We start from the raw sequence: 23,853 nt of genomic DNA, 5'->3' as shown, positions 1-23,853 counted from the left end.
GAGTAAATGTATTCCAATTTTCTATGTCCTATACCATTCTAACCGATAGGAAATGGAAGAAGCAACCTGCTCTGCACAAGGGCAGAATGGCTGCTTCTTCCATTTCTATTACATACAGAAAATATGTTTACCGATTGTTTTCACTTGTGGACGTGTCCATATCCATTTGGAGGTTGCTGTCTCTGGATTGAAGTAATATTCACAGCCGCCTGATGGGTCCCATCCATTAATAGCGTCTTGAACTGCACGGCGAGCGTTATCATTTGGCGTCAGCCAAATCTGTCCGTCTGCCACAGCAGTGAACGCTCCTGGCTGAAAAATAACGCCTGAGATCGTGTTAGGGAAGCTAGGCGACTTCATCCGAGTAATGATAACGGCAGCCACTGCGACTTGGCCTTCATAGGGCTCGCCGCGAGCTTCACCATATACGGCGTTGGCCATAATTTTGAGATCATTCTCTGATAACCCGAGCTTGTTGGATTTGGAGAGCCCATCACTGTCATCAGTAGATGTACTCTGGCCTGAACCGCCGGAATTGCTTCCCGTGCTAGCCTGACCCGAATCTGCAGCCGTTGGCTTCCAATTCTTCGTAGCTTCCCAGAGCTTAAGCTTGGTTTTGGCTCCAACGACGCCATCTGACTTCATTCCGAATTTCCATTGAAACCAAGTGACTGCGTTTTTTGTGCTAACTCCGAACTGTCCATCGATCTTTCCATTAAAGTAACCCAAATATTTGAGCCTTCCTTGCAGCTCGTATACATCCTGACCTGAAGAACCGACCTTAAGCGTTGCATTGCTGAAGGTTTCGGATACTGCGTCTTTGTTGAATTGCTGAAGTGAGAACAAACCAAACATCAACAGCGTTATGACCGAGGTCACTACAATTATACGATTTCTCATCTAGGGATCTGCCTTTCTCTTGCAAGTTAGTTCGCTATTTGCAGCGTTACCTAACTCTAGTATGAGAAAGCAGTCCCTCTTCTATGCATGCATTTACAGGAGCGGATAAATCATGAAGGAATACGGCTTGCCTGATACTGCTCCATCGACATCAGCACTTCCCTCGGCTTACTGCCCTCATAAGGACCAACAATATTGCGGGCTTCCATCTGGTCGATTAATCGTGCAGCTCTCGTATAGCCTATGCGCATTCTGCGCTGCAGTAGCGATACAGAGGCTTGCTTCGCCTCAAGAACAATCTGAATCGCTTGATCATACAGCTCGTCCAATATTTCCCCGCTACCTGCTGTCTCCTCTTCCACTTCGGGCACAAGATCCTCTTTGTATTCCGCTTCCGCTTGGCCGCGGGCATATTCAACGAGATGCTCCACTTCCTGATCGGATAAAAAGGCACCCTGCACACGAATCGGCTTAGACATCCCGACTGGCAGGAACAGCATATCGCCTCGACCTAGCAGCTTCTCCGCACCAACCATATCGAGTATCGTACGTGAATCGACCTGTGAGGATACACCGAACGCGATACGAGATGGAATATTGGCTTTGATCACGCCTGTTATAACATCAACGGATGGTCTTTGCGTAGCAATGATTAAATGAATGCCTGCAGCACGGGCCATCTGAGCAAGACGGGCAATGGAATCCTCCACATCATTAGCAGCAACCATCATTAAATCTGCAAGCTCATCAACAATAACGACGATATAAGGCAGCACAGCAGCTGGATTATCTTTCATTAACGTATTGTAGCCTTCTATATTACGTGTACTCGACTTGGAGAACAGCTCATAGCGCTTCTCCATCTCGACAACAATCTTCTTAAGCGCAAGTGAAGCACGGCGCGGATCCGTAACGACTGGTGCGAGCAGGTGAGGAATGCCGTTGTAGACGTTAAGCTCTACCATTTTCGGGTCAACCATGAGGAACTTTACTTCATCAGGATTGGCCTTGTACAAAATACTCGTAATAATGCCATTGATACATACCGATTTACCTGAGCCGGTAGCACCAGCTACAAGTAAATGGGGCATCCGAGCTAAGTTGCCAATGATGGGCTGACCGGATATGTCTCTACCAAATGCAATAGACAGCTTCGAAGGCGCGTTATGGAAAGCAGGCGTCTCCATTACTTCACGCATCGTAACGACGGACACCTCCATATTCGGAACCTCGATGCCAATGGCTGACTTGCCTGGAATAGGGGCTTCCATACGTATATCCTTCGCAGCAAGAGCAAGAGCAATATCATCCGTCAAGCTGACAATACGGCTAACTTTAACTCCCGTCGCAGGCTGCACCTCATACCTTGTAACGGCTGGACCGCGTACAACATCAAGAACCGTAGCCTTCACGCCGAAGCTCTCTAGGGTCGCTTCCAGCTTACGCTTAGAATCAATGGAATCCATTGATTCTCCACCTCTAGCGAGCAAGCTTGGCTTAGTCAGCAATGAGAATGGCGGCAATGCATATGGTTTCTTAATTGGCTCTCCAGATACAGGAGTACTTACAGCTGCAGGGGCAGCACTAGCAACTAGAACCCCTTCTGCAGTCTCGTTGATTGTGGTATCGTCATCTTCCATACCATCATCTGCTTGCCCAATTGGTTTCAACAATTCCTCATCCTTGTATAATGTGCTGTCTTGCTCATATGTATCAACCAGCTGTTCTAATGCAGGTGTATCTGCATCGTTTCTCCAAGGCTCAGACCACGGCTCCTCATCAAGCTCGGAAGCTTCGGGCAAATCAATCGGATTGCTAGGCACTGAGGATGACTGCAGCTCTGGCTCTGATTCCCATGGTGGAAGATCTGAGCTATCCATAACAGGCGCTACGACGGGTTCCACCGGTATCTCCTCGCCATTCTTGTCCCATTCTTGATCCCAATCATTCGCCCAATGAGGGCCGGCAGTCTGATTATTGTGCAAGAAATCATCATCATCTTCCAGTGACCACTCATCATGTGCTGGCGATTGCTTCCCTTGCTGCTCATTCTTATCCTGTTGTCTCCATGAGAACAATAATGATTTTTTCTTTCTTGGCGGTACATTAACATAGTCGTCATCATCATCAATGGTATCGTCATCTGCAAATACAGGCGGATTGTTGCTCGTTGTACTCCAGTTGCTAGCTTGAGCAGCAGAAGAAGCTGCACGAAGCGCTCTCTGCTTCGAGATCTTCGCTACGACAAGCTTAAAGAAGTGAACTGTGTGCTTCTTAATCGTTCGTCCAAGCTCAACATAGGACTTGCCTGTCATGAGCATAATCGATATGGCGATCATCACCCACATCATGAGCTTGGCGCCAACATAGCCGAATAAAGAAAACAGCATCGAGTATTGAATAGCTCCGAGATACCCGCCACTAATTGCTCTTTCGTTCAATGGCCGGTCGTCTGTAGAATTAAAGGTTAACAGCTCACTACGTAAATCTGTACTCAATTGATCGAGTATCATACCGCCTCTTAATTCAGCGGTCGGTATAACCTTGAGCTTCTGATCAATCTCGGCAATGGAACTCCACAAGGTCAAAGCAAGCACGAATACCAATATTCCGGTCTTCTTATTCGACCAGCCTTTTGGCCACATCCTCTTCACCATGACGACTAGTCCAACATAAATACCTATTAAAGCTAATACAAAATAAAATTTACCTAGAAATAGTCCGAACAGCTTGGACAAAGAGCGTCCAACTGTTGCCTCTCCCGACAATGCTATTATGGATACCGTAATTAATAAAATGCCGTACACTTCATATTTTAAATTTGCGGTAATCGATTTCTTTTTTCGTCTTTTTTTAGCCAATTTATGGTCACCTCTGGTTAAACATTATACCATAGGTGGACAAATGTTCCTATTGGACATATGGACTTCTCTTCACTTTTATCTACATCGTCTGTCCGTACATTACAATGGAACCTGGCGCCAGACTAGGATTCAAATAATCATCCAGCGCACATTGAAGCAGTCTGACGATCTTGCCCATGCCGGGTGCTACCGGCTCTACCTGCATGAATACACCGTTCACCCAAACCTCCTGATGAGGCTCCATTTCACGATTCATCCCATCAAGCACAAGCTCTATAGGTAGTGAAGTATAGATCGTCATCAATTATACACCCCCGATGGATTCGGTTTTCTTTCGGCAATTCGCCGATTAAGCTCCTTAATCGCTTCTCCTAGTCCTCCAACAGCGTCAATAAGTCCATGCTTAACAGCATCTACACCGATAACGGTTGTACCAATATCTCTAGTGAGCTCACCTGTCTTGAACATGAGCTCCTTGAACGTTTCTTCTGTCACATTGGAATGCTGCGTTACGAATCGCACGACTCTTTCCTGCATTTTATCCAAGTACTCGAACGTCTGAGGAACCCCAATGACTAACCCATTAAGCCTGATGGGATGAATCGTCATCGTTGCTGTCGCTGCTATGAAAGACATATCACCTGCAACTGCGATTGGTACACCGATGGAATGCCCGCCTCCCAGCACTAGAGTCACGGTTGGCTTAGACAAGGATGAGATCATCTCAGCGATGGCTAGACCCGCTTCCACATCACCGCCGACAGTATTGAGCACGATAAGGACACCTTCTATTTTTTGATTCTGCTCTGCTGCTACAAGCTGAGGAATAATATGCTCGTATTTGGTTGTTTTGTTCTGTGGCGGCAGCACGATATGACCTTCAACCTGTCCAATGATCGTCATGCAATATACATTTGATTCCGCAGGAGCAGGCGTCGAAGTTTGGCCTAGCTGTTGAATAGTCTCCACGATTGAGCTTGCTTCTTTTTTCTTATCATCACCTGCTGGTGCAGGCTGTTCCATCGAATATGTCCACATGGATGAGATCCTCCTCTATTTCAAGCTTTATTATCTTGCTCCCGTGAATCGCACGGCTCTCATAGTATGAGGTGGACGGTAGAATTTATACGGTGTCAGAGCAACAAAAAAGATCATGCGGGCAAGCTCAACTAGCTTGTTCGCATGATCTTATGCCAATCTTGAAGCTACACTTCCATAATAATAGGAAGGATCATCGGACGCCGGCGTGTCTGCTCATATAAGAAGCGACCTAGCGAATCCTTGACACTAGTCTTCAATGAAGCCCATTCATTTACTTTATCCGTCATAAGCTTATTGAGCGTTGCTGTCACAATGCGATTCGCTTCATCCAATAGACCTTCGGATTCTCTAACATAGACGAACCCGCGGGAAATAATATCCGGACCCGAGACGATTGTTCCGTCCTGCTTGCTTAGTGTAACGACGACGACCAATATGCCGTCCTGCGATAGCAGCTTGCGGTCACGAAGCACGATATTGCCAACATCACCGACTCCCAGACCATCAATCAGCACATTTCCAGCTTGTACCTTCGAGCCTTTGCGAGCTTTGCCGGATTGGAATTCAACGGTATCGCCATTATCGATAACGAAAATGTTGCTACGCTCAATACCAACTGACTCTGCTAGCTGAGCATGCTGACGAAGCATCCGGTACTCACCATGAATAGGAATAAAATATTTTGGCTTAATCAGATTAAGCATCAGCTTCAATTCCTCTTGACTACCGTGTCCTGATACGTGAACACCTGATACAGAGCCTGGACCATAGATAACATGAGCACCAAGTCTGAACAACTCATCGACCGTACGTCCTACATAACGTTCATTACCCGGAATTGGTGTTGCCGCAATAATAACGGTATCGCCCGGAAGAATATCTACCTTGCGATGGGTAGAGCGTGCCATCCGGGTTAATGCTGACATGGGCTCTCCTTGGCTTCCGGTACATAAGATAACAACACGATCCGCTGCTAATTTATTAACTTCCTCTGGCTCAATCAACATTCCATCAGGAATGTTCAAATAACCTAGCTCGGAAGCTACATTCACAACATTGACCATGCTTCTGCCTACGACAGCGATCTTACGATTCGTTGCAATGGAGGCATTAATAACCTGCTGAACACGATGCACATTCGATGCGAACGTTGCGACAACAACACGCTGGGTGGACTTTCGGAAAATATCTTCAAGCTCTTCACCCACATTACGCTCTGACGGTGTATAGCCCGGACGTTCAGCATTCGTGCTGTCTGACAGTAAGGCCAATACGCCTCGTTTGCCTATCTCAGCCATTCGCTGAAGATCAGCATATTGGTCATTCACAGGTGTATGATCGAACTTGAAGTCCCCTGTATGAACGACTGTACCTTCTGGTGTATCCAGTGCTACACCGACAGAGTCGGGAATGCTGTGGTTCGTACGGAAGAATGAAGCTCGGATAGAGCCGAGTTGAACTTCAGAATCCGCATCAATGAGAATTCGCTTCGTTTCTCCTAACAAGCCCGCTTCCTTTAGTTTGCCTTCAATTAGTCCAAGCGTTAGCTTAGTTGCATATACAGGTACATTAAGCTGCTTCAATACATAGGATAAGCCGCCGATATGATCCTCATGTCCATGAGTAATAAGAATACCGCGTACCTTATCGCGATTTTCTTTTAAATAAGAAATGTCCGGAATGACAATGTCTATACCAAGCATATCCTCTTCGGGAAACTTCAAGCCAGCATCGACAACTACAATATCATTGCCATGCTGTATGACATACATATTTTTTCCAATTTCGCCTACTCCACCTAATGCAAAAACAAGCAGTCGATCCATAATGTTTTTCTTAGACAAATGCTTTCCTCCTCTTGTATGGCTTCACATCTAATGGTTAAATATAGCAATTATTCCAGCTTGCTTATGTTGTTTCTTACCAATACATTCCGCACCCAATCACTTGAACTCATTATACATGATGAAAAAGATGGAATACAAGTAAATCCGCTATCGCTATGTAACATGTAGCCTGTCCAAAAAATATTCGAAATACGCTGATTTCGTACGAACAATGTAATAATTGTCAGATTTATCTGACTTAGCTAAGCTTCAGTAGCCTATAAAAAAACAGACCTGAGTCGTCACTCAGATCTGCTTCTTGTATCTCGAAGGTTATATCAATATCAGACCAAATTACGGATAAATTCCGCTTCTGCTTCCGTAACATTAACCAGTGGAAGACGAACTCCTCCAACAGAAAGACCACGAAGTCCAAGCGCATATTTCACTGCAACTGGATTAGGAACCGGATGCGGGCATTCGAATAGTCCTTTGAATACGGGATGACACTCTGCATGCAGCTGAGCCGCTTGCTTCACATCACCATCTAGATAGGCTCCAATCATTTGTTTCATCGTAGAACCGATAATATGACTGGCTACACTTACTATGCCATGACCACCGATTGCAAGCGTAGGCAATGTAGCACTATCATCACCGCTGTATACTTTGAAGTCAGCAGGAGCAGCAGCAATAATCTGTGTTAGTTGGTCTGCTGATGCACAGTCCTTCGTAGCTACTACATTCTCAATGGCAGCTAGACGAAGTGTCGTCTCAACCGAAAGATTAATAACCGTACGTCCTGGCACGTTATACAGCATTACAGGCAGCTTCGTTGACTCAGCAATAGCTTTGAAATGCTGATACAGCCCTTCTTGATTCGGCTTATTGTAGTAAGGAGCTACTAGCAATACCCCATCAACACCGCACTCTTCAGCGATTTTCGTTAAATGGATGGAATGAGCGGTGTTGTTGCTCCCCGTGCCAGCAATAATTTTGCAACGGCCTGCGGCGCGCTCTACGGAATAACGGAATAGCTCCGTTTTCTCCTCATCCGTTAGCGTTGGGGATTCACCCGTAGTGCCTGATACGACTAAAGTGTCGCTTAACTGTACGTCAATTAAATAATCAATTAATCGTCCGGTTGTATCCCAGTCGATCTGACCGTCTGCATCGAATGGTGTGACCATTGCAGTAATCAATCTTCCAAAATCCATTTTTGCTACCTCCTACAGGTTTTGCGAAGCAAAACCAACTTCGTAAGCATTCTTCTTCCGTTTTGCGAAGCAAAACCAACTTCGTAAGCATTCTTCTTCTATTTTGTTAACATTCAACTTATTATACCATGATTATAAGTGCAAGCCGAACTTCGCATGAAGCGCACGAAGTGCCAGCGCCATATCCGTGTCTTTCACTAGAACCCAGATCGTCGTGTTGGAATCGGCTGATTGCATAATCATGATTCCTTGCTCCGTGAGCGCCTCAACAATGCGAGCCATTACACCGGGAACACCATTCATGCCTCCACCTATAACTGACACCTTGGCACAGCCTCTAACAGCTACTGGCTCATAGCCACTTTCTCTAAGTACAGCAACCGCCCGATCTGCATCATGGTCAAATACAGTGTATACCGCTCCGCTCGGTGTTACATTAATGAAATCCACACTTATATGATGGCGAGCCATCGTCTGAAACACTTGCAGCTGAACGTCATTCTTACCTTCAATCGCCTGTACAGATATTTGAGTCACACCTGATACATGTGCAATACCAGTAACATGTCGGTCACTCACATAACCAGGTACAAGCTCAGGTCTATCTGTAACAAGGGTTCCTTCATCGATCGAAAAGGTGGAGCGTACTCGAACTGGTATTCTAGCCTGCTGTGCGATTTCAACAGCTCTAGGATGAATAACCTTGGCGCCTTGACGAGCCATGTTGCATATCTCAGCATAGCTGACAACCGAGAGCGGCTTAGCATCTTCAACGATCCGAGGATCGGCTGTCAGAATGCCATTGACATCTGTATAAATATCAACCATCTCAGCTCGCAGAGCAGCACCAATTGCCGTTGCCGACGTATCGCTGCCCCCTCTTCCAAGAGTGGTCATATCCCCATTGTCTGTACTTCCTTGAAATCCCGTTACAATAACGACTTTCTCTTCCCTCAATTGGGCAAGAAGTTTATCGGGGCGCAGCTCTTTAATCCGAGCATGGCCATATTGATCATCAGTCAAAATTCCTGCTTGCCCTCCATTAAGGACGACAGCAGGAATTCCTTTCGAACAGAGCAAGCTGCATAAAGCCGCAGCTGATATAATTTCACCGCAGCCAAGCAGCATATCCCGCTCACGCGGCGGTAATCGATCTCCATTATTACGAATGAGCTGGAGAAGAGTATCCGTAGCATAAGGATCCCCTTTGCGCCCCATCGCTGATACGACGACGACGATTCGATATCCGCCTGCAAGCTCTCTCGCAATATGTTCTACTACATGATTTTTAGCATGATCGGTCGAAAGTGAAGTGCCCCCGAATTTTTGAACCAGGATGCGCATGCTGTCTTTCCTCCGTTAATAAAGCCCAAGATGTAATCAATCGTTTATTAATCATCATAATTGTTAATAATTAAAGCGCTCAATTAAGACTGGCTGCAGCTGCTGTCCTTGCAGAGCTGCTTCACAAGCTTCCATAGCTAGATCCATTCTTGCTACTAGCGAGTTAGGCTTCTGAACGGGGTTATCTTGGCCGAACGGCACAAAATAAATATGTTTAGCTACTAACAATTTTGCAATATTAGCAGCATTCAACCCTAATCCATCATTAGTAGAAATGGCAAGCACAATGGGCCTTCCATTACGCATCTGCGCCTTGGCTGCCATAAGCACTGCACTATCGGTAATTGCATTGGCAAGTCTGCTCGTTGTATTACCTGTACACGGAGCAATTAGCAGCACATCAATCAGCTTCGATGGGCCAAGAGGCTCCGCTTGCACAATCGTCGATATAATTTCATTGCCCGTGATCGCTTTCAACTGCGTCTGCCACTGCTCGGACGTACCGAACCGAGTATCCGTCGTCATGATTGTCTGAGATACGATAGGCACTACATTCGCACCTGCATCTACAAATCTTTGGATTTGAGGCATGACTTCGGCAAACGTGCAGTGCGAACCTGACAAAGCATAACCTACTGTTAGTCCAGACCAATTCATAACCCATTCCCCCGCTTAATCGAATCGTCCATAATCAACTGTGTCAAGCAATCGGCTATGATTCGTCCAGCTGTTTTGGGTGCGACAATACCGGGGAGTCCGGGCGCCAGCATCGCCTTAATCCCTCGTTTCTCAGCAAAGCGGAAATCAGTCCCGCCTGGCTTGGAAGCAAGGTCAATAATGACGGCTCGCGAAGGTAAATTAGCTATAATTTGCGCTGTGACTATCATAGTCGGAATTGTATTAAAAAGCAAGTCAATATTGCCTGTATAATGCAGCATTCCATCGGTATAAAACGGCTCAAAACCCATCTCTGACGCTCTTGCGTAATGCTCTTCGCGCCTCACTCCAACAAGCACTTTAGCACCTAATCCCTGCAGCGTTCTTGCCATCGTAAAGCCGGTTCTACCGAAGCCCAGAACCATACATGTTGAGCCATGAATCGTAATATCCGTATTCTGAATAGCCATCATTAAGGCACCCTCAGCTGTAGGGATAGAATTGTAAATGGCTACATCATCCCGATCGAATAGCTCCACTAATCCAATCTCATGCTGTGAGCATAATTGGCGTAAATATGGCTTAGCCATGCCGGCATATACTTTGCTATGCTTAGGCATTCTTGCGATGTGTTCACCCAGCAGCTTCATTTCGCGATCGCTAAATACGGCGTTTATCAATCCTTGGTCGTCAGTACCTACTGCGGGAAGCAGCAAAACATCGATGTTATCAAATAGTTGATCATCGAACTCCGCATGCAGTGCCCCATCCAATGATGAATGCAGACCTTCAAATCCGCAAATCGTAACGGATGCATCCAATTCCGTTAGCTTACGGATCACTTCGAGCTGTCTGGCATCGCCTCCTAGCAGCAGCACTTGAACGCCTGTTAGCATGTAGGCTTCACTCCTTTCTGCGCACTAGTTATAAACCATCTTATGCTTGCGCCTATAATGGGTGAAAAAAAAGAACGAGGCATCCGCCTCAGTCCACAATTCACACAAAAAAAAGGACCAAGACGAAGTCTCAGTCCGTTCCCTCAACCTCCAACATACCGGTCAAAGTTTGGTCGCTATTAAGTTCTTGAAGTGTAGGCGCCGTGAGAATAGAGGGTAAAGGGTATCTTCTGAAGGAGCAGCGCGCCCGCCTTTGTCTGCATTTTTTTACCGATGGAAATTGTTCCATTAAAAATGCAGACAACAGCGGCCGTAAGAAGATACCCTGTCCCTCCCCCAATTAAAAGAACGGACTGAAACAAGTCTCAGTCCGTTCCCTCAACCTCCAACATACCGGTCAAAGTTTGGTTGCTATTAAGTTCTTGGAGTCTAGGCGCCGTGAATAGAGGGTAAAGGGTATCTTCTGGAGGAGCAGCGCGTCCGCCTTTGTCTGAACTATATTACCTTTGGTAATTGTTCCGATAAAGTTCAGACAACAGCGGCCGTAAGAAGATACCCTGTCCCTCCCTCAAATAAAAAAACGGACTGAAACAAGTCTCAGTCCGTTCCCTCAACCTCCAACATACCGGTCAAAGTTTGGTCGCTATTAAGTTCTTGGAGTCTAGGCGCCGTGAATAGAGGGTAAAGGGTATCTTCTGGAGGAGCAGCGCGTCCGCCTTTGTCTGCATTTTTTTACCGATGGAAATTGTTCCATTAAAAATGCAGACAACAGCGGCCGTAAGAAGATACCCTGTCCCTCCCTCCCACATGCCCTAAAACATCCAACACTGAATACAATTAAACTCCGGTATGCCCAAAGCCGCCCGCACCACGAACCGTATCCGGCAGCTCATCAGCCTCAACGATTTGAACAGCTGGAACCACCTGAAATAGCATTTGAGCGATACGCTCGCCTCTTGTGATGGTGAATGGCTCTTGACCATGGTTAATCAGCAGCACCTTCACTTCACCACGATAATCCGCATCAATCGTGCCTGGTGAATTCAAGCATGTAATACCATGCTTATAGGCAAGGCCGCTTCTTGGTCTGATCTGTGCTTCCAGCTCTGCTGGCATAGCCATTGCGAAGCCTGTCGGAACGAGCTTACGCTCTCCAGGTGCTAATACAAGAGGCTCTGCTACCGCAGCCTGCAGGTCAAAGCCCGCAGCCCACTCCGACATTTTGCTAGGCAGTACAATATCCTCATTGCCCTCTAGACGTCTAAACAATACTTGATACAAAACGATCCCTCCCTAATTGCGCTGCAGGCTTATCGCTCGTACCAACCATTGCTACAGCAAACGGCACGGACAGCATACGCTTCGTTACTTCTTGCACATCAGCCATCGTCACGTTGTCGATCCGCTCCAGCAGCTCATCAAGCGTGTAATGACGGCCAAGCATTAGCTCATTCTTACCTAGTCGGTTCATCCGACTGCTTGTGCTCTCGAGGCTAAGAATAAGGCTTCCTTTCAACTGCTCTTTGCCTCTGTGCAGCTCCACATCCTCTAACCCTTTGACGGATAGCTCCTCCAACTGCTCAAGCGTCAGATCCAGCACATCCTTCGTCTGCTTCGGCGCTGTACCCGCATACACCGTGAACAGCCCGCTGTCTGCATAGGATGTATGATAGGAATAGACCGAATAAGCAAGTCCGCGCTTCTCTCTAATTTCTTGGAACAGTCGGGAGCTCATCCCTCCGCCAAGTGCGTTATTAAGCAGAATCATCGCATATAGCTGAGGATCTGAAATCGAACAACCAGGGAAGGATAGACAGATATGGTTCTGCTCCGTTTTTTTCTTATAGAAAATGTAATCACCGTTGAACTTAGGCGCTTCAATGATGCTAGGTGCTCCCTTGATGCTGAAGCGGCCAAAATGCTTCTCTAACAGCTCAAGCAAAGCTCCTTCTTCTACATGACCAGCTACACTAATTACCGTGTTCTCGATTGTATATGTATCATTCATATAACCACGCAGAGCACCCGAATCCATCGCTGTTAAGCGCTCTTCCAAGCCAAGAATGGAATAGGCAAGAGGATGGTCCCCATAAGCAGCACGTGAGGCTTCATCATGGACTTTATCGTCCGGCGTATCCTCATACATTGAAATTTCTTCTAAAATGACATTTTTTTCTTTGGCAAGCTCAGCAGCATCAAGCTGCGAATTGAAGAACATATCTGATAGAGCATCAACTGCCAGCGGCAAATGCTGATCGAGTACCTTGGCGAAGTAACAGGTATATTCTTTGGATGTAAAAGCGTTCACGTTGCCTCCGATACCATCAAATAAATCCGCAATATCCTTCGCCGAGCGGTCCTGTGTGCCTTTGAACAGCATGTGCTCTACAAAGTGTGAGATTCCATTATTGTCTGGCGTTTCATTACGTGACCCTGTCTTCACCCAAATGCCGAACGCCACAGACCTGAAGGTCGGAATATATTCAACGACGACACGCAATCCGTTGCTTAACGTATATTTGTTCACCTGTAGTCCTCCTGTAACATGAATGATATCACTATAACAAAATTAAGGCACGGTCTCAACAGCAGGTGGAATCCGTGAAGAAGACAAAGTCTCACTTACGGTTCCAAGAGCATAGCCTTGGCGCTTCGTTTCACGAATCATTCCAAGCAATGCGTCCTTAGAGGGAGCAGTAGGATGCATAAGAATGAGTGCACCTGGTTCTAGCTTCGATGATATTTTTCTTACTATCGAATCAGCGGATGGCTTCATCCAGTCTACAGTGTCTATTGTCCACAGCACCGTTCTTAAGCCTTGCTCTGCAGCCACTTGAACGGTCATCGCATTGAAATCACCGGATGGTGGAGCAAACCACTTGTTGTCCACATTCAATGTAGTCTTAAGCAGCGTTTCTGTTTTCGAAATTTGCGATGAAGCAGAAACCCGGTCCAGCTCACTCATATTTGGATGGGAGTAAGCATGGTTGGACATTTCATGTCCATACGCTTGAATTTGTTTAGCTACGTCTGGGTTTTTCTTCAGCCATGAGCCATCGAGAAAAAAGGTGGCCTTGACCTGCTCCTTGTCGAACGTGTCTAGAATAGAAGGGATAAATTCATTACCCCATGCTACATTCACCATAATCGCAATCATCTTCTTCTCTGGGTTTCCTTTATAGGTTGGAAGCGGTCCTAAATCCTGAAGCCCGATCTTAGGAGGAACCTCTTTGAAGACATATTGAATAGGAGCACCCGTACCCGCAGCTAAAGTCGCCTCTAGTGTCCTGTCCACGTCTACCTCAAGCCCATTGTAGCCTGGTATTGCTTTCCATACTCGATCAATCCTCGCATCAACGGGAGCTACATAACGCTGCTTCGCCTCCGCTTCAATCTGTACCCGAAGCTGTTGACGTTCCGAAGATGCAGCAGGAGCTCTCCCAGCCGCTTCAGCCGCAACTTCATTCGCATCTTTGACAGCTTGAATATAGTCGGCCACTCCTCCGCCATTGACGCTGACGATTACTAATAGCATCATCATACTGCTTACAATCCAAACCACTTTGTTTCGGATCCCCATACTCCCAGCCCCTACTCATCGGTTAGCGCTGCGAAGAAGCAGCAAACACAGGTTACGCTTTGCTCATATGTATGAAGAGTAGGACGAGATTATGCAAAACAAAAAGAGACAGATCTAATCTGGCTCTTTGCTTGGTATTCTATGAAGAGAATCGCAGCAGCTATTCCTTACTGCGCTGGAACTTCTGGTGTAAGAACAGCTTTACGGGACAAGTTGATACGGCCCTGCTGATCAATCTCTGTTACTTTAACTGTAATTTGGTCGCCAATTGCAATGACATCCTCAACCTTAGCTACTCGTTCATTAGCTAGTTGGGAAATGTGAACAAGACCATCTTTGTTCGGCAGAATTTCAACAAACGCGCCGAATTTCTCGATTCGTTTTACTGTGCCGAGATAAATCTCACCAATGACAACTTCTTTAACGATACCTTCGATAATCGCTCTTGCCTTCTGGTTCATTTCTTCATTAGATGAAGCAATGTATACCATACCGTCTTGCTCGATATCGATTTTTACGCCGGTTTCTTCAATAATTTTATTGATGATTTTACCGCCTGAACCGATAACGTCACGGATTTTATCCGGGTTAATGCGAAGAGTCATAATCTTCGGAGCATATTTAGACAGGTTAGTACGCGATTGCGACATGACAGCTGTCATTTTACCAAGAATATGCATACGGCCTTCACGCGCTTGCTCAAGTGCTTGAGACAAAATGCTGCGGTCGATTCCGTTGATTTTGATATCCATTTGAATAGCAGTTACCCCTTGTGCGGTGCCAGCAACCTTGAAGTCCATATCTCCGAGATGATCTTCCATCCCTTGAATATCAGACAAGATAGAGAAATGGTCGCCATCTTTAATCAGACCCATTGCAATCCCCGCTACAGGAGCTTTGATCGGTACACCTGCATCCATCATTGCAAGCGTACTTGCGCAGATACTTGCTTGTGAAGTCGATCCATTGGACTCGAGCACCTCAGATACAAGGCGAATCGCATACGGGAATTCAGCTTCTGAAGGAATGACTTTGGATAATGCGCGTTCGCCAAGAGCACCATGTCCAATCTCGCGGCGGCCTGGTGGACGCAAAGGACGAGCTTCACCTACGCTGAATGGAGGGAAGTTGTAGTGATGCATGAAGCGTTTGGATTCTTCGGGGCTAATGCCATCGAGAATCTGAACATCGCCAAGTGCACCTAATGTACAGATGCTGAGTGCTTGAGTTTGTCCACGTGTGAACAATCCAGAGCCATGTGTACGTGGAAGAATCGCAACGTCACATTCAATTGGACGAATTTCTTCCAATGCGCGGCCATCAGGACGGATTTTGTCATGTGTAATCAAGCGACGAACTTCTTCTTTGACGATGTCATACAATACTTCCTTCACATCGGCAAGAAGCTCTGGCGTTTCTGCATATACTTCTTCGAAATGTGCAACTGTTGCGCTATTCGCTTCATCAATTGCATCTTGACGAGCATGCTTCTCAGGAATGCGAATGGCTTCCACCAAGCGCTCTGATGCAAATGCGCGTACTGCAGCATTTACTTCTTCATTAACGCTATGTAGCTTAACTTCCATCTTCGGCTTGCCAGCAAGCTCTTGAAGCTGTTCAATTGTTGCGACGATATTCTTGATCTCGTCATGACCGAACATGATCGCCTCGAGTATAACTTCTTCTGACACTTCATCCGCTTCCGCTTCAACCATCATAATAGCATCCTTCGTTCCGGATACAACTACGAAGATATCAGATTCCTGGTCTTGTGTCGGGTTAATAACGAATTGGCCATTTACTCGACCAACATTAACACCGCCGATTGGACCATTGAATGGAACATCCGAAATGCTAAGTGCAGCTGAAGTACCAATCATTGCAGCAATTTCTGGCGGACAATCTTGGTCTACGCTCATGACAATGTTGGCAACCTGAACATCGTTACGGAAACCTTCCGGGAACAATGGACGAATTGGACGGTCAGTCAAACGGCTGGACAAGATTGCTTTCTCACTTGGACGTCCTTCGCGTTTAATAAATCCACCAGGGATTTTGCCAACTGCATACATACGCTCTTCATAGTTCACTGTGAGCGGGAAGAAATCCAAATCCTTCGGTCCTGTAGAGGCTGTAACTGTACATAATACGACAGTGTCTCCATAAGTAACCGTTACAGCAGCATTCGCTTGTTTCGCTAAACGACCTGTTTCAAGAACAAGCGGTCTGCCACCTAACATCATTTCGACTCTTTGCAAACGTAATCCCTCCTTAATAGGCGTAAACGTATGTATCCTTCTAGGAGACAGAAAACCGACGTTTCGCGGTAAAAAATATAGCTGCTTGGTGTGAACAGCAGCACCTATATCCTATATTGTCTATCATACCACTGGCTTACATACCTTTCGCCAGAAACAACGGTATATCCTGCTGTACCTATGGATATTGCAAAAAGCAACCCGTTCCTGCCGGCTCCGGTAGCCCGGACGGCAAGACAACCAGGTTGCTTTTCTAAAAAGATCCTATCGGCGAAGACCGAGTTTTTCGATCAATGCGCTATAACGTCTAACATCATTGTTTTTCAAGTATGCCAACAGCTTACGACGTTGACCTACCATCTTGAGCAAACCACGACGGGAATGATGATCTTTCTTGTGCTCCCGCAAATGCTGTGTCAAGTTAACGATGTTTTCCGTCAGGATAGCCACTTGAACTTCCGGTGATCCCGTATCGCTCGCGTGAGTCTTGTGCGTTTCAATCAGTTCTTGTTTACGCTCTTGAGTGATTGCCATCCTAATTCACCTCCTATACATATAATCGCCATTAGCCTCGATATCGCCGGTGAGAGCGGACAACCAAGCTAAGGTTCCAGTAGTCATTGGGCAGAATATTCTGCACCGAATCACAACGTATCCAAGTATACCACATTGGTGTAGGCAAGTAAATGCCAGTCTCTACTACTCTATGTGGAACAAGGATTTCACATAAGACGCATCCGCAGCAATCTGTGCTATAAGCTCATCAACAGAACCAAACTTCTTCTCTGTGCGAACAAAAGAATGAAGCTGTATACGAATCGTCTCTCCATAAATGTCCTGATTGAAATCGAACAGATGCGCTTCCATTACGGGACGTATGCCGTCTTTATTGAAGGTTGGCTTCATACCGTGGTTTAACACGCCGTAATAGGATTCTCCCCTTACTGTAGCTGTTATCCCGAATACACCTAGACGAGGCATCACATAAGGCGCTGTCACATCAATATTAGCTGTTGCAAAGCCGATTGTACGGCCTCTTCCATCACCGCTGACTACAATGCCTTCAACCTCATAAGGTCTGCCCAGCAGAGAGGTTACGAGAGCAATATCGCCTTGCTCCAGACCAGAACGGACATAAGTGCTGCTGACCTTCACTCCATTCTCATAGAGCGGTTCCACGATCTGCACATCAATATCTGGTTGACCAATACTCTTCATCAACTCTGCATTACCCTGTCCCTTGAAACCAAAGGTAAAATCAAAACCGATAATAACATGCTTGGCGTTCAAGATATGTAATACATCATTAACGAATTGCTGCGGCATAATAGATGCGAATGTTAGATCGAACTGCATGACGAAGACGATATCGACATCCAATTGTTCGAATAAGGTTTTCTTAACATCAAATGGAGTTAAGCAGCTGAAGTAATGATCTCCTTGTCCTAGAACTTCCTTCGGATGCGGATTAAAAGTCATAACAGCTGATAAGGAGCCTGACTGCTTGGCTGCCTGTACAGCTTGTTTAATGACATTCTGATGTCCCCGATGAACGCCGTCAAAATGTCCGATCGCGATAGAAAGGGATTGGCCTTTCAGCGATTCCGGTATATCGTTCAAGGGATAATTGAGTGAAATAATTTCCAACGCTGATACACCTGCAATTCCTCTAAGTCTTTCGCTCGTAAGCGATGTGCCGTCTACGCTTAAGAGAACACTTTGATCGGTTTCAACAAAGATGCTTCTTGATCGGCTTCAAAGATACCGATAAAACGATCAGCTTCATCATAGAGACGAACCAATGTTCCATCATATTGGAGGCCGGTTACAAGATGCAGTGGCAGCTTCTGTCCCCGTAGCGCCATTTCACTTGTTGTGACTGTGACAACAGCCCGCTGCAGATGCGATATTGCTGCTTCTGCTGGTATAATATGTTCCTCTAGTTGGCCTGATTCCTGCAGCTCTTCCAGCTGCTCCAAGGTTATACACTGCTCGCCAGTAATACCCCCGGACATGGTGCGTGTAAGCTGTGCCATAGCAGCAGGCACTCCTAGCGCTTGTCCGATATCCACACATAGCGTGCGGATGTAGGTTCCTTTTGAACAGACGACTGAGAATGAAAATCTTGGCTTGTCCAATTCAAGATCCGTAAGTAGTAGCTCGATCTCATGAATGGTTACTTTCCTGGATTTCCGTTCTACCGTCTTGCCTTCCCTTGCTAGTTCGTACAGTCGTTTACCGTCTACTTTGACAGCTGAGAACATCGGTGGAACTTGTTCAATCTCGCCGACGAATCTGCGAAGAACACGCAAAATGTCATCCTTCGTAACGGTAATGCCGTCCCTTTCCTCTATGACAGTACCCGTTAAATCCTCAGTATCCGTTGAGACTCCGAGTTGTATAACGGCTTCATAGGCTTTGGGGCGATCCTGCAAATATTCAACGACTCTGGTCGAGCGCCCCAGACATAAAGGAAGCACGCCTGTCACCATAGGATCAAGCGTGCCGGCATGTCCAATACGCTTCATACGGACGATCCTGCGCACCTTCGCCACGACGTCATGAGACGTCCAGCCTGCAGGCTTCCATATTGCAATGATACCATCCATCGGTTAATTCAACGCCTTTCTAACTGCTTCAACAAGCAATTCTACAGAGGCAGGCAGTGGACTTTGCAATCGGCATCCAGCTGCACGAACATGGCCGCCTCCCCCAAATGATTGGGCAATTGCCGCCACATCAGCTTTTCCGGCAGATCGAAGACTTGCTTTGATCGAACCATCATCTGCTTCTTTGAACAGAATGCCAACTTCCACCCCATCAATATTCAAGGCGTAATTCACAATACCTTCAATATCCTCAGGAACAGCGCCGGTTTCTGTCATATCATTCTTAGCAATATACAACCAGCCAATCTTCTGATCAGAAGTAAAGGTTAGACTGTTAAGACTACGCTGAAGCAGCTTAAGCTTCGGCATCGTCATCTTTTCTAACAGATGATCAGCAAGCTGGTGGCCAGATACGCCTTCTGCAAGCATATGTGAAGCAATCTCCATTACACGAGCGCTCGTGTTCGAATATCGAAAGCCGCCCGTATCAGTCAATAGCCCCGTATAAATTGCCGTTGCGCATTCCTTATCGAAAGCAAGGCCAGCCTGGTCGATCATTTCATGCAAAATTTCAACCGTCGCAGCCGCATCAGCACGAATAACATTAACCGCTCCAAATCCATTATTGGTCGGGTGATGGTCAATATTAAGCAGCTTTACATCTTCAGCGAATAGGCTGGAAACCTCGCCGATTCTATAGAAATCAGCACAATCGACTGCAATGACATATTTGAAGCTTCTTGCAGGCTTAGTCTGTTTGTAGACAATAATGTCATCAAAGCCCTGTAAATAATGAAGTCTCGAGGGCAATTCACTCTCATTAATTAGAACAGCTGTTTTACCCAATTGATTCAAGAGCCAACCTACAACTGAAGTAGAGCTGATCGCATCCCCATCGGGCTGCACATGGGAAACGACTAGAAAGTCGTCTCCCTCCCGCATGAATGCGAGAGCAGCCTCAAGCTGCTGTACATACTCCGCCGACTTGGTCATGAAGTTTTATTCCCGCGATTGATTTCCTCAAGAAGCCCTTCAATCCGGCTGCCGTATTCAATACTGCTATCGAATTTGAAGAACAGCTCAGGCGTGTGACGAAGTCTCATCCGTTTGCCAAGCTCCGTACGGATAAAGCCTGTTGCACGTCCCAACGCTTTGAGCGTCTCCTCCTTCTGTTCTTCACTTCCAAGTACGCTGAGATAAACACGAGCTTGTGACAAATCTCCTGTCGATTCAACGCTTGTTACGGTGATGAAACCGATCCGAGGATCTTTCAGCTCCATTTGAATAATTTGGCTCAGTTCTTTCTTAATTTGCTCGCCTACGCGACCAACACGAATTTTAGCCATTCTTCAATCACCTCTCTACCGATTCCATGACGAAGGCTTCGATGATATCCCCTTCTTTGAAGTCGCTGAAGCGCTCAAGCGTAATACCACACTCGTAGCCTTGGGCAACCTCTTTCACATCGTCTTTGAAGCGTTTGAGTGTATCGATTTTTCCTTCGAAAACAACGATACCTCCACGTACAATGCGCGCTTCGGAAGAACGTGTGATTTTGCCAGAGGTAATCATACAACCGGCGATAGCACCGACCTTGCTTACTTTGAACACGTTACGAACTTCAGCATGGCCGATTACAACCTCTTTGAAGATCGGATCCAGCATGCCCTTCATAGCTTGCTCAATTTCTTCGATTACATTATAGATAACGCGGTGCATACGAACATCAACTTTTTCTTGCTGCGCAGCCAGTTCAGCTTGCGGCTCAGGACGAACGTTGAAGCCTACCACGATAGCGTTAGATGCAGATGCAAGGCTAATATCGGATTCATTAATAGCACCTACGCCGCTGTGAATGATTTTGACGCGAACACCTTCAATATCAATCTTAGCGAGTGAGCCCTTAAGTGCTTCAGACGAGCCTTGAACGTCGGATTTGATAATAACGTTCAAATCTTTGATCTCGCCATCTTTAATGTGTTTGTATAGATCTTCCAGTGTAACACGGGAATTCGCTCCAAGCTCGGATTGACGGTGCTTGATCGAACGACGATCTGCGATTGCTCTTGCTTTGCGCTCGTCTTCGAATACCATGAACGGATCGCCTGCTAACGGAACTTCCGTTAAGCCGGTAATCTCGACTGGTGTCGATGGACCCGCTTCTTTTAAACGACGGCCTTTATCGTTGACCATTGCACGGATACGACCGAAGCAGTTACCTGCAACGAATGCATCTCCAATTTTGAGTGTACCATGCTGTACGAGAACGCGCGCAACTGGACCTTTACCTTTATCCAGCTCAGCTTCAATGACTGTACCACGAGCACGTTTGTCCGGGTTCGCTTTGTAGTCATTAACCTCAGATACGAGAAGAATCATTTCGAGAAGCTCTTCTAGACCCATACGCTGCTTAGCGGATACGTTGACGAAGATCGTGTCGCCGCCCCACTCTTCCGGTACGAGCTCATACTCGGTTAGTGCTTGCTTTATTTTGTCCGGATCTGCATCCGGTTTATCGATTTTGTTAACAGCAACGATAATTGGTACGCCGGCAGCTTTGGCATGGTTGACTGCCTCAACGGTCTGTGGCATAACGCCGTCATCAGCCGCTACTACGATAATTGTGATATCCGTTACTTGCGCACCACGAGCACGCATGAGCGTGAACGCTTCGTGACCAGGTGTATCTAGGAAGGTAATTTTCTTGTTGTTGATTTCAACTTGGTAAGCACCGATATGCTGCGTAATACCGCCTGCTTCGCCGCCTGTAACGTTCGTATGACGAATAGCATCTAGAAGCGTTGTTTTACCATGGTCAACGTGACCCATAATCGTAACAACTGGTGGACGAGTCATCAAATCTGCTTCCTCATCCGTTTCTTCAACGGTCTCGAATGAATCCTCTTCAACCGGGATTTTCACTTCAACCTCAACGCCATACTCACCTGCAAGCAGCATGATAGCATCCATGTCAATCTCTTGGTTAATGGTAGCCATTACGCCTAGCATAATAAGCTTCTTGATTACTTCAGAAGCATCCTTATGCAGAAGCTTCGCCAAGTCGCCTACAGTCATCGTTCCACGAACGATAATTTTCTTAGGTGTATTGTCAATTTTCTCACGACGCTCTTGCTGTGGTTGGAAACGCTGATTGCGTCCGCCTTTGCCACCGCGGTTATTGCTATTGCCTCTGTAGCCATTGCCGCTTGGTCTGCCATCGTTGAAACGGTTCTGGCCGCCGCCAGCGTTGCTGCCTGGCTTGGATCTATTGTTAGCACCTGGTTTGTTGCGGTTTGCATCAGCTCCTGCTGTACCACGTGATGCTGGTGCTGGACGAGAATCGAATGAACGATTCTGCCCTTGCTGAGGTGCACGGTTGCCGCTTGGTGCTCCGCTTGCAGGACGATTGCCGCCTTGAGCTCCGCCAGTTGGACGGTTGCCCCCTTGTCCGCTGCCTGTTGGGCGATTGCCTTGAGCTCCGCCTGATGGACGGCTTCCTTGTTGACCTCCGCCTTGAGGACCGCGGTTTTGGCCATTCTGGCCGCTAGGACGATTGCCTTGTCCTTGATTGGATGATGGACGGCTGCTGCTGGATTGCGCAGGTCTGTTCGTATTGCTGTTGCCGGTTGGCTGGGATTGGGATGGACGTTGTTCTTGTTGCGTTTGGTTTGTTTCAGTAGTCGTTTTAATAGAATTCATAGGCCCCTGTCTGTCTTGAGATAAATTTTTATTAGCTTGCTGTGGCTGCTGCGACTTGGCAGCTGCCTGTGCAGCTGCCGATACGGTTGCGCCAGTTGAATCCTGCGCACGCTTGGCTGCTGCATTTGCTTTTATATCGCGAAAAAAACCTTCAACCTTATTTACCATTTCATTTTCCATAACACTCATATGATTGTTAACGGGCAGGTTAAGCCGTTTAAGGATCGTTATAATTTCTTTACTGCTCATGTTTAGCGATTTGGCGTATTCGTATACGCGTGTTTTGTCTTTATTGTCCTTGCTGTCCTGTTGGTTGCTCAATATACTCCACCTCCGAAGTTTGATTCAGATGACCTGCAATCATTTTTCCGAACTTTGCGTCAGTTACCGCCAGTACGACTCGTTCCGGCTTACCAATGGCCTTTCCAAGCTGATCGCGGTCAAATGCTTCGGCGAGTTGAATCCCATAGGTGCTGCATTTGTCGCGAAATTTCTTTTTAGTATTCGAGGAAGCGTCACCTGCTATTACTACAAGATGCGCTTCCCCTTTACGTACCGCCTTGAGCACAATTTCATCACCAGTAATTAATTTCCCGGCTCTCATAGCCATACCAAGGGAAGATAAGAATTTGTTATTCTTCATCGCCTATCTCCTCCTTCGTTGCCAGAAATTGGTCCTCTACTGCAATGAAATCCTGTTCAAGCTGGTCGTAAATTTCCGCTCCTACTGCTTGCTTGAGTGCACGATCAAGCGCCCGCGATTTCTTCGCCAGCTTGAAACAGCTGACTTCACCACATAAATAAGCGCCGCGACCGGCTTTTTTACCTGTAAGGTCTATCAACACTTCTTCGTCTGGTGTCCGAACAACTCGGATTAATTCTTTCTTAGCTTTCATTTCTTGGCATGCTACGCATTTGCGCAGCGGTACTTTTCTAGATCTCAATGCATACCCCTCCTCTGC

The 23,853-nt window shown here is 46.6% G+C and carries 21 protein-coding genes; all 21 read right to left on the bottom strand.

The features are described from left to right. Positions 1-108: 108 nt before the first annotated feature. The gene (sleB, locus tag AC6ESP_RS04660) at positions 109-900 is read right to left on the bottom strand and encodes a spore cortex-lytic enzyme (protein WP_497095516.1); all 792 of its coding nucleotides are present in this window, start codon (positions 898-900) and stop codon (positions 109-111) included. A gap of 110 nt (positions 901-1,010) precedes the next feature. Then, entirely contained in the window at positions 1,011-3,761 is a 2,751-nt protein-coding gene (locus AC6ESP_RS04655; protein WP_497095515.1) for an FtsK/SpoIIIE family DNA translocase, read from the bottom strand. Between the two features lie 82 nt (positions 3,762-3,843). Further along, positions 3,844-4,065, bottom strand: a complete 222-nt coding sequence (locus AC6ESP_RS04650; RefSeq protein WP_497095514.1) for a YlzJ-like family protein — start codon at positions 4,063-4,065, stop codon at positions 3,844-3,846. Beyond that, the gene (locus AC6ESP_RS04645; RefSeq protein WP_497095626.1) at positions 4,065-4,787 is read right to left on the bottom strand and encodes a ClpP family protease; all 723 of its coding nucleotides are present in this window, start codon (positions 4,785-4,787) and stop codon (positions 4,065-4,067) included. Before AC6ESP_RS04645 ends, AC6ESP_RS04650 begins: the two co-directional genes overlap by 1 nt. Before the next feature lie 182 nt (positions 4,788-4,969). Then, positions 4,970-6,631 (bottom strand): ribonuclease J, encoded by a 1,662-nt coding sequence (locus tag AC6ESP_RS04640; RefSeq protein WP_497095625.1) that lies wholly within the window; start codon positions 6,629-6,631, stop codon positions 4,970-4,972. Between the two features lie 344 nt (positions 6,632-6,975). Continuing rightward, a complete protein-coding gene (dapA, locus tag AC6ESP_RS04635; RefSeq protein ID WP_497095513.1) occupies positions 6,976-7,848 on the bottom strand; it encodes a 4-hydroxy-tetrahydrodipicolinate synthase in 873 nt (290 codons plus the stop codon). A 132-nt stretch (positions 7,849-7,980) separates the two neighbouring features. Then, on the bottom strand, positions 7,981-9,192 hold the full coding sequence (dapG, locus tag AC6ESP_RS04630) for an aspartate kinase (protein WP_497095512.1): 1,212 nt from the start codon (positions 9,190-9,192) through the stop codon (positions 7,981-7,983). A gap of 63 nt (positions 9,193-9,255) precedes the next feature. Continuing rightward, the gene (locus AC6ESP_RS04625; RefSeq protein WP_497095511.1) at positions 9,256-9,849 is read right to left on the bottom strand and encodes a dipicolinate synthase subunit B; all 594 of its coding nucleotides are present in this window, start codon (positions 9,847-9,849) and stop codon (positions 9,256-9,258) included. Further along, positions 9,846-10,745 (bottom strand): dipicolinate synthase subunit DpsA, encoded by a 900-nt coding sequence (dpsA, locus tag AC6ESP_RS04620; protein ID WP_497095510.1) that lies wholly within the window; start codon positions 10,743-10,745, stop codon positions 9,846-9,848. The genes AC6ESP_RS04625 and dpsA overlap by 4 nt, the downstream gene beginning before the upstream one ends. Before the next feature lie 837 nt (positions 10,746-11,582). Continuing rightward, positions 11,583-12,026, bottom strand: a complete 444-nt coding sequence (gene dut / locus AC6ESP_RS04615; protein WP_497095509.1) for a dUTP diphosphatase — start codon at positions 12,024-12,026, stop codon at positions 11,583-11,585. Next, positions 12,007-13,272 (bottom strand): M16 family metallopeptidase, encoded by a 1,266-nt coding sequence (locus AC6ESP_RS04610; RefSeq protein ID WP_497095508.1) that lies wholly within the window; start codon positions 13,270-13,272, stop codon positions 12,007-12,009. Before AC6ESP_RS04610 ends, dut begins: the two co-directional genes overlap by 20 nt. Positions 13,273-13,314: 42 nt before the next feature. Next, a complete protein-coding gene (locus tag AC6ESP_RS04605; protein WP_497095507.1) occupies positions 13,315-14,325 on the bottom strand; it encodes a polysaccharide deacetylase family protein in 1,011 nt (336 codons plus the stop codon). A gap of 167 nt (positions 14,326-14,492) precedes the next feature. Next, on the bottom strand, positions 14,493-16,568 hold the full coding sequence (gene pnp / locus AC6ESP_RS04600; protein WP_497095624.1) for a polyribonucleotide nucleotidyltransferase: 2,076 nt from the start codon (positions 16,566-16,568) through the stop codon (positions 14,493-14,495). Positions 16,569-16,847: 279 nt separating this feature from the next. Next, the gene (gene rpsO / locus AC6ESP_RS04595) at positions 16,848-17,117 is read right to left on the bottom strand and encodes a 30S ribosomal protein S15 (protein ID WP_497095506.1); all 270 of its coding nucleotides are present in this window, start codon (positions 17,115-17,117) and stop codon (positions 16,848-16,850) included. A gap of 165 nt (positions 17,118-17,282) precedes the next feature. Further along, entirely contained in the window at positions 17,283-18,230 is a 948-nt protein-coding gene (locus AC6ESP_RS04590; RefSeq protein ID WP_497095505.1) for a bifunctional riboflavin kinase/FAD synthetase, read from the bottom strand. Between the two features lie 59 nt (positions 18,231-18,289). Then, positions 18,290-19,192, bottom strand: a complete 903-nt coding sequence (truB, locus tag AC6ESP_RS04585) for a tRNA pseudouridine(55) synthase TruB (RefSeq protein ID WP_497095504.1) — start codon at positions 19,190-19,192, stop codon at positions 18,290-18,292. 3 nt (positions 19,193-19,195) lie between these two features. After that, positions 19,196-20,185, bottom strand: coding sequence for a DHH family phosphoesterase (locus tag AC6ESP_RS04580; RefSeq protein ID WP_497095503.1), 990 nt, complete (start codon positions 20,183-20,185; stop codon positions 19,196-19,198). Beyond that, positions 20,182-20,538, bottom strand: coding sequence for a 30S ribosome-binding factor RbfA (gene rbfA / locus AC6ESP_RS04575; RefSeq protein ID WP_497095502.1), 357 nt, complete (start codon positions 20,536-20,538; stop codon positions 20,182-20,184). Before rbfA ends, AC6ESP_RS04580 begins: the two co-directional genes overlap by 4 nt. Before the next feature lie 7 nt (positions 20,539-20,545). Beyond that, on the bottom strand, positions 20,546-23,140 hold the full coding sequence (gene infB / locus AC6ESP_RS04570; protein WP_497095623.1) for a translation initiation factor IF-2: 2,595 nt from the start codon (positions 23,138-23,140) through the stop codon (positions 20,546-20,548). 40 nt (positions 23,141-23,180) lie between these two features. Then, positions 23,181-23,534: a L7Ae/L30e/S12e/Gadd45 family ribosomal protein gene (locus tag AC6ESP_RS04565; protein WP_497095501.1), complete on the bottom strand. Its 354-nt coding sequence runs from the start codon at positions 23,532-23,534 to the stop codon at positions 23,181-23,183. Beyond that, complete coding sequence (gene rnpM / locus AC6ESP_RS04560) at positions 23,524-23,835, bottom strand: RNase P modulator RnpM (protein WP_497095500.1); 312 nt, start codon at positions 23,833-23,835, stop codon at positions 23,524-23,526. Before rnpM ends, AC6ESP_RS04565 begins: the two co-directional genes overlap by 11 nt. Between the last annotated feature and the right edge of the window lie 18 nt (positions 23,836-23,853).

This window comes from Paenibacillus xinjiangensis (genome assembly GCF_059686975.1).
The sequence above is the reverse complement of the archived record's forward strand: the minus strand, read 5'-3'. Positions and strand labels throughout refer to the sequence as shown.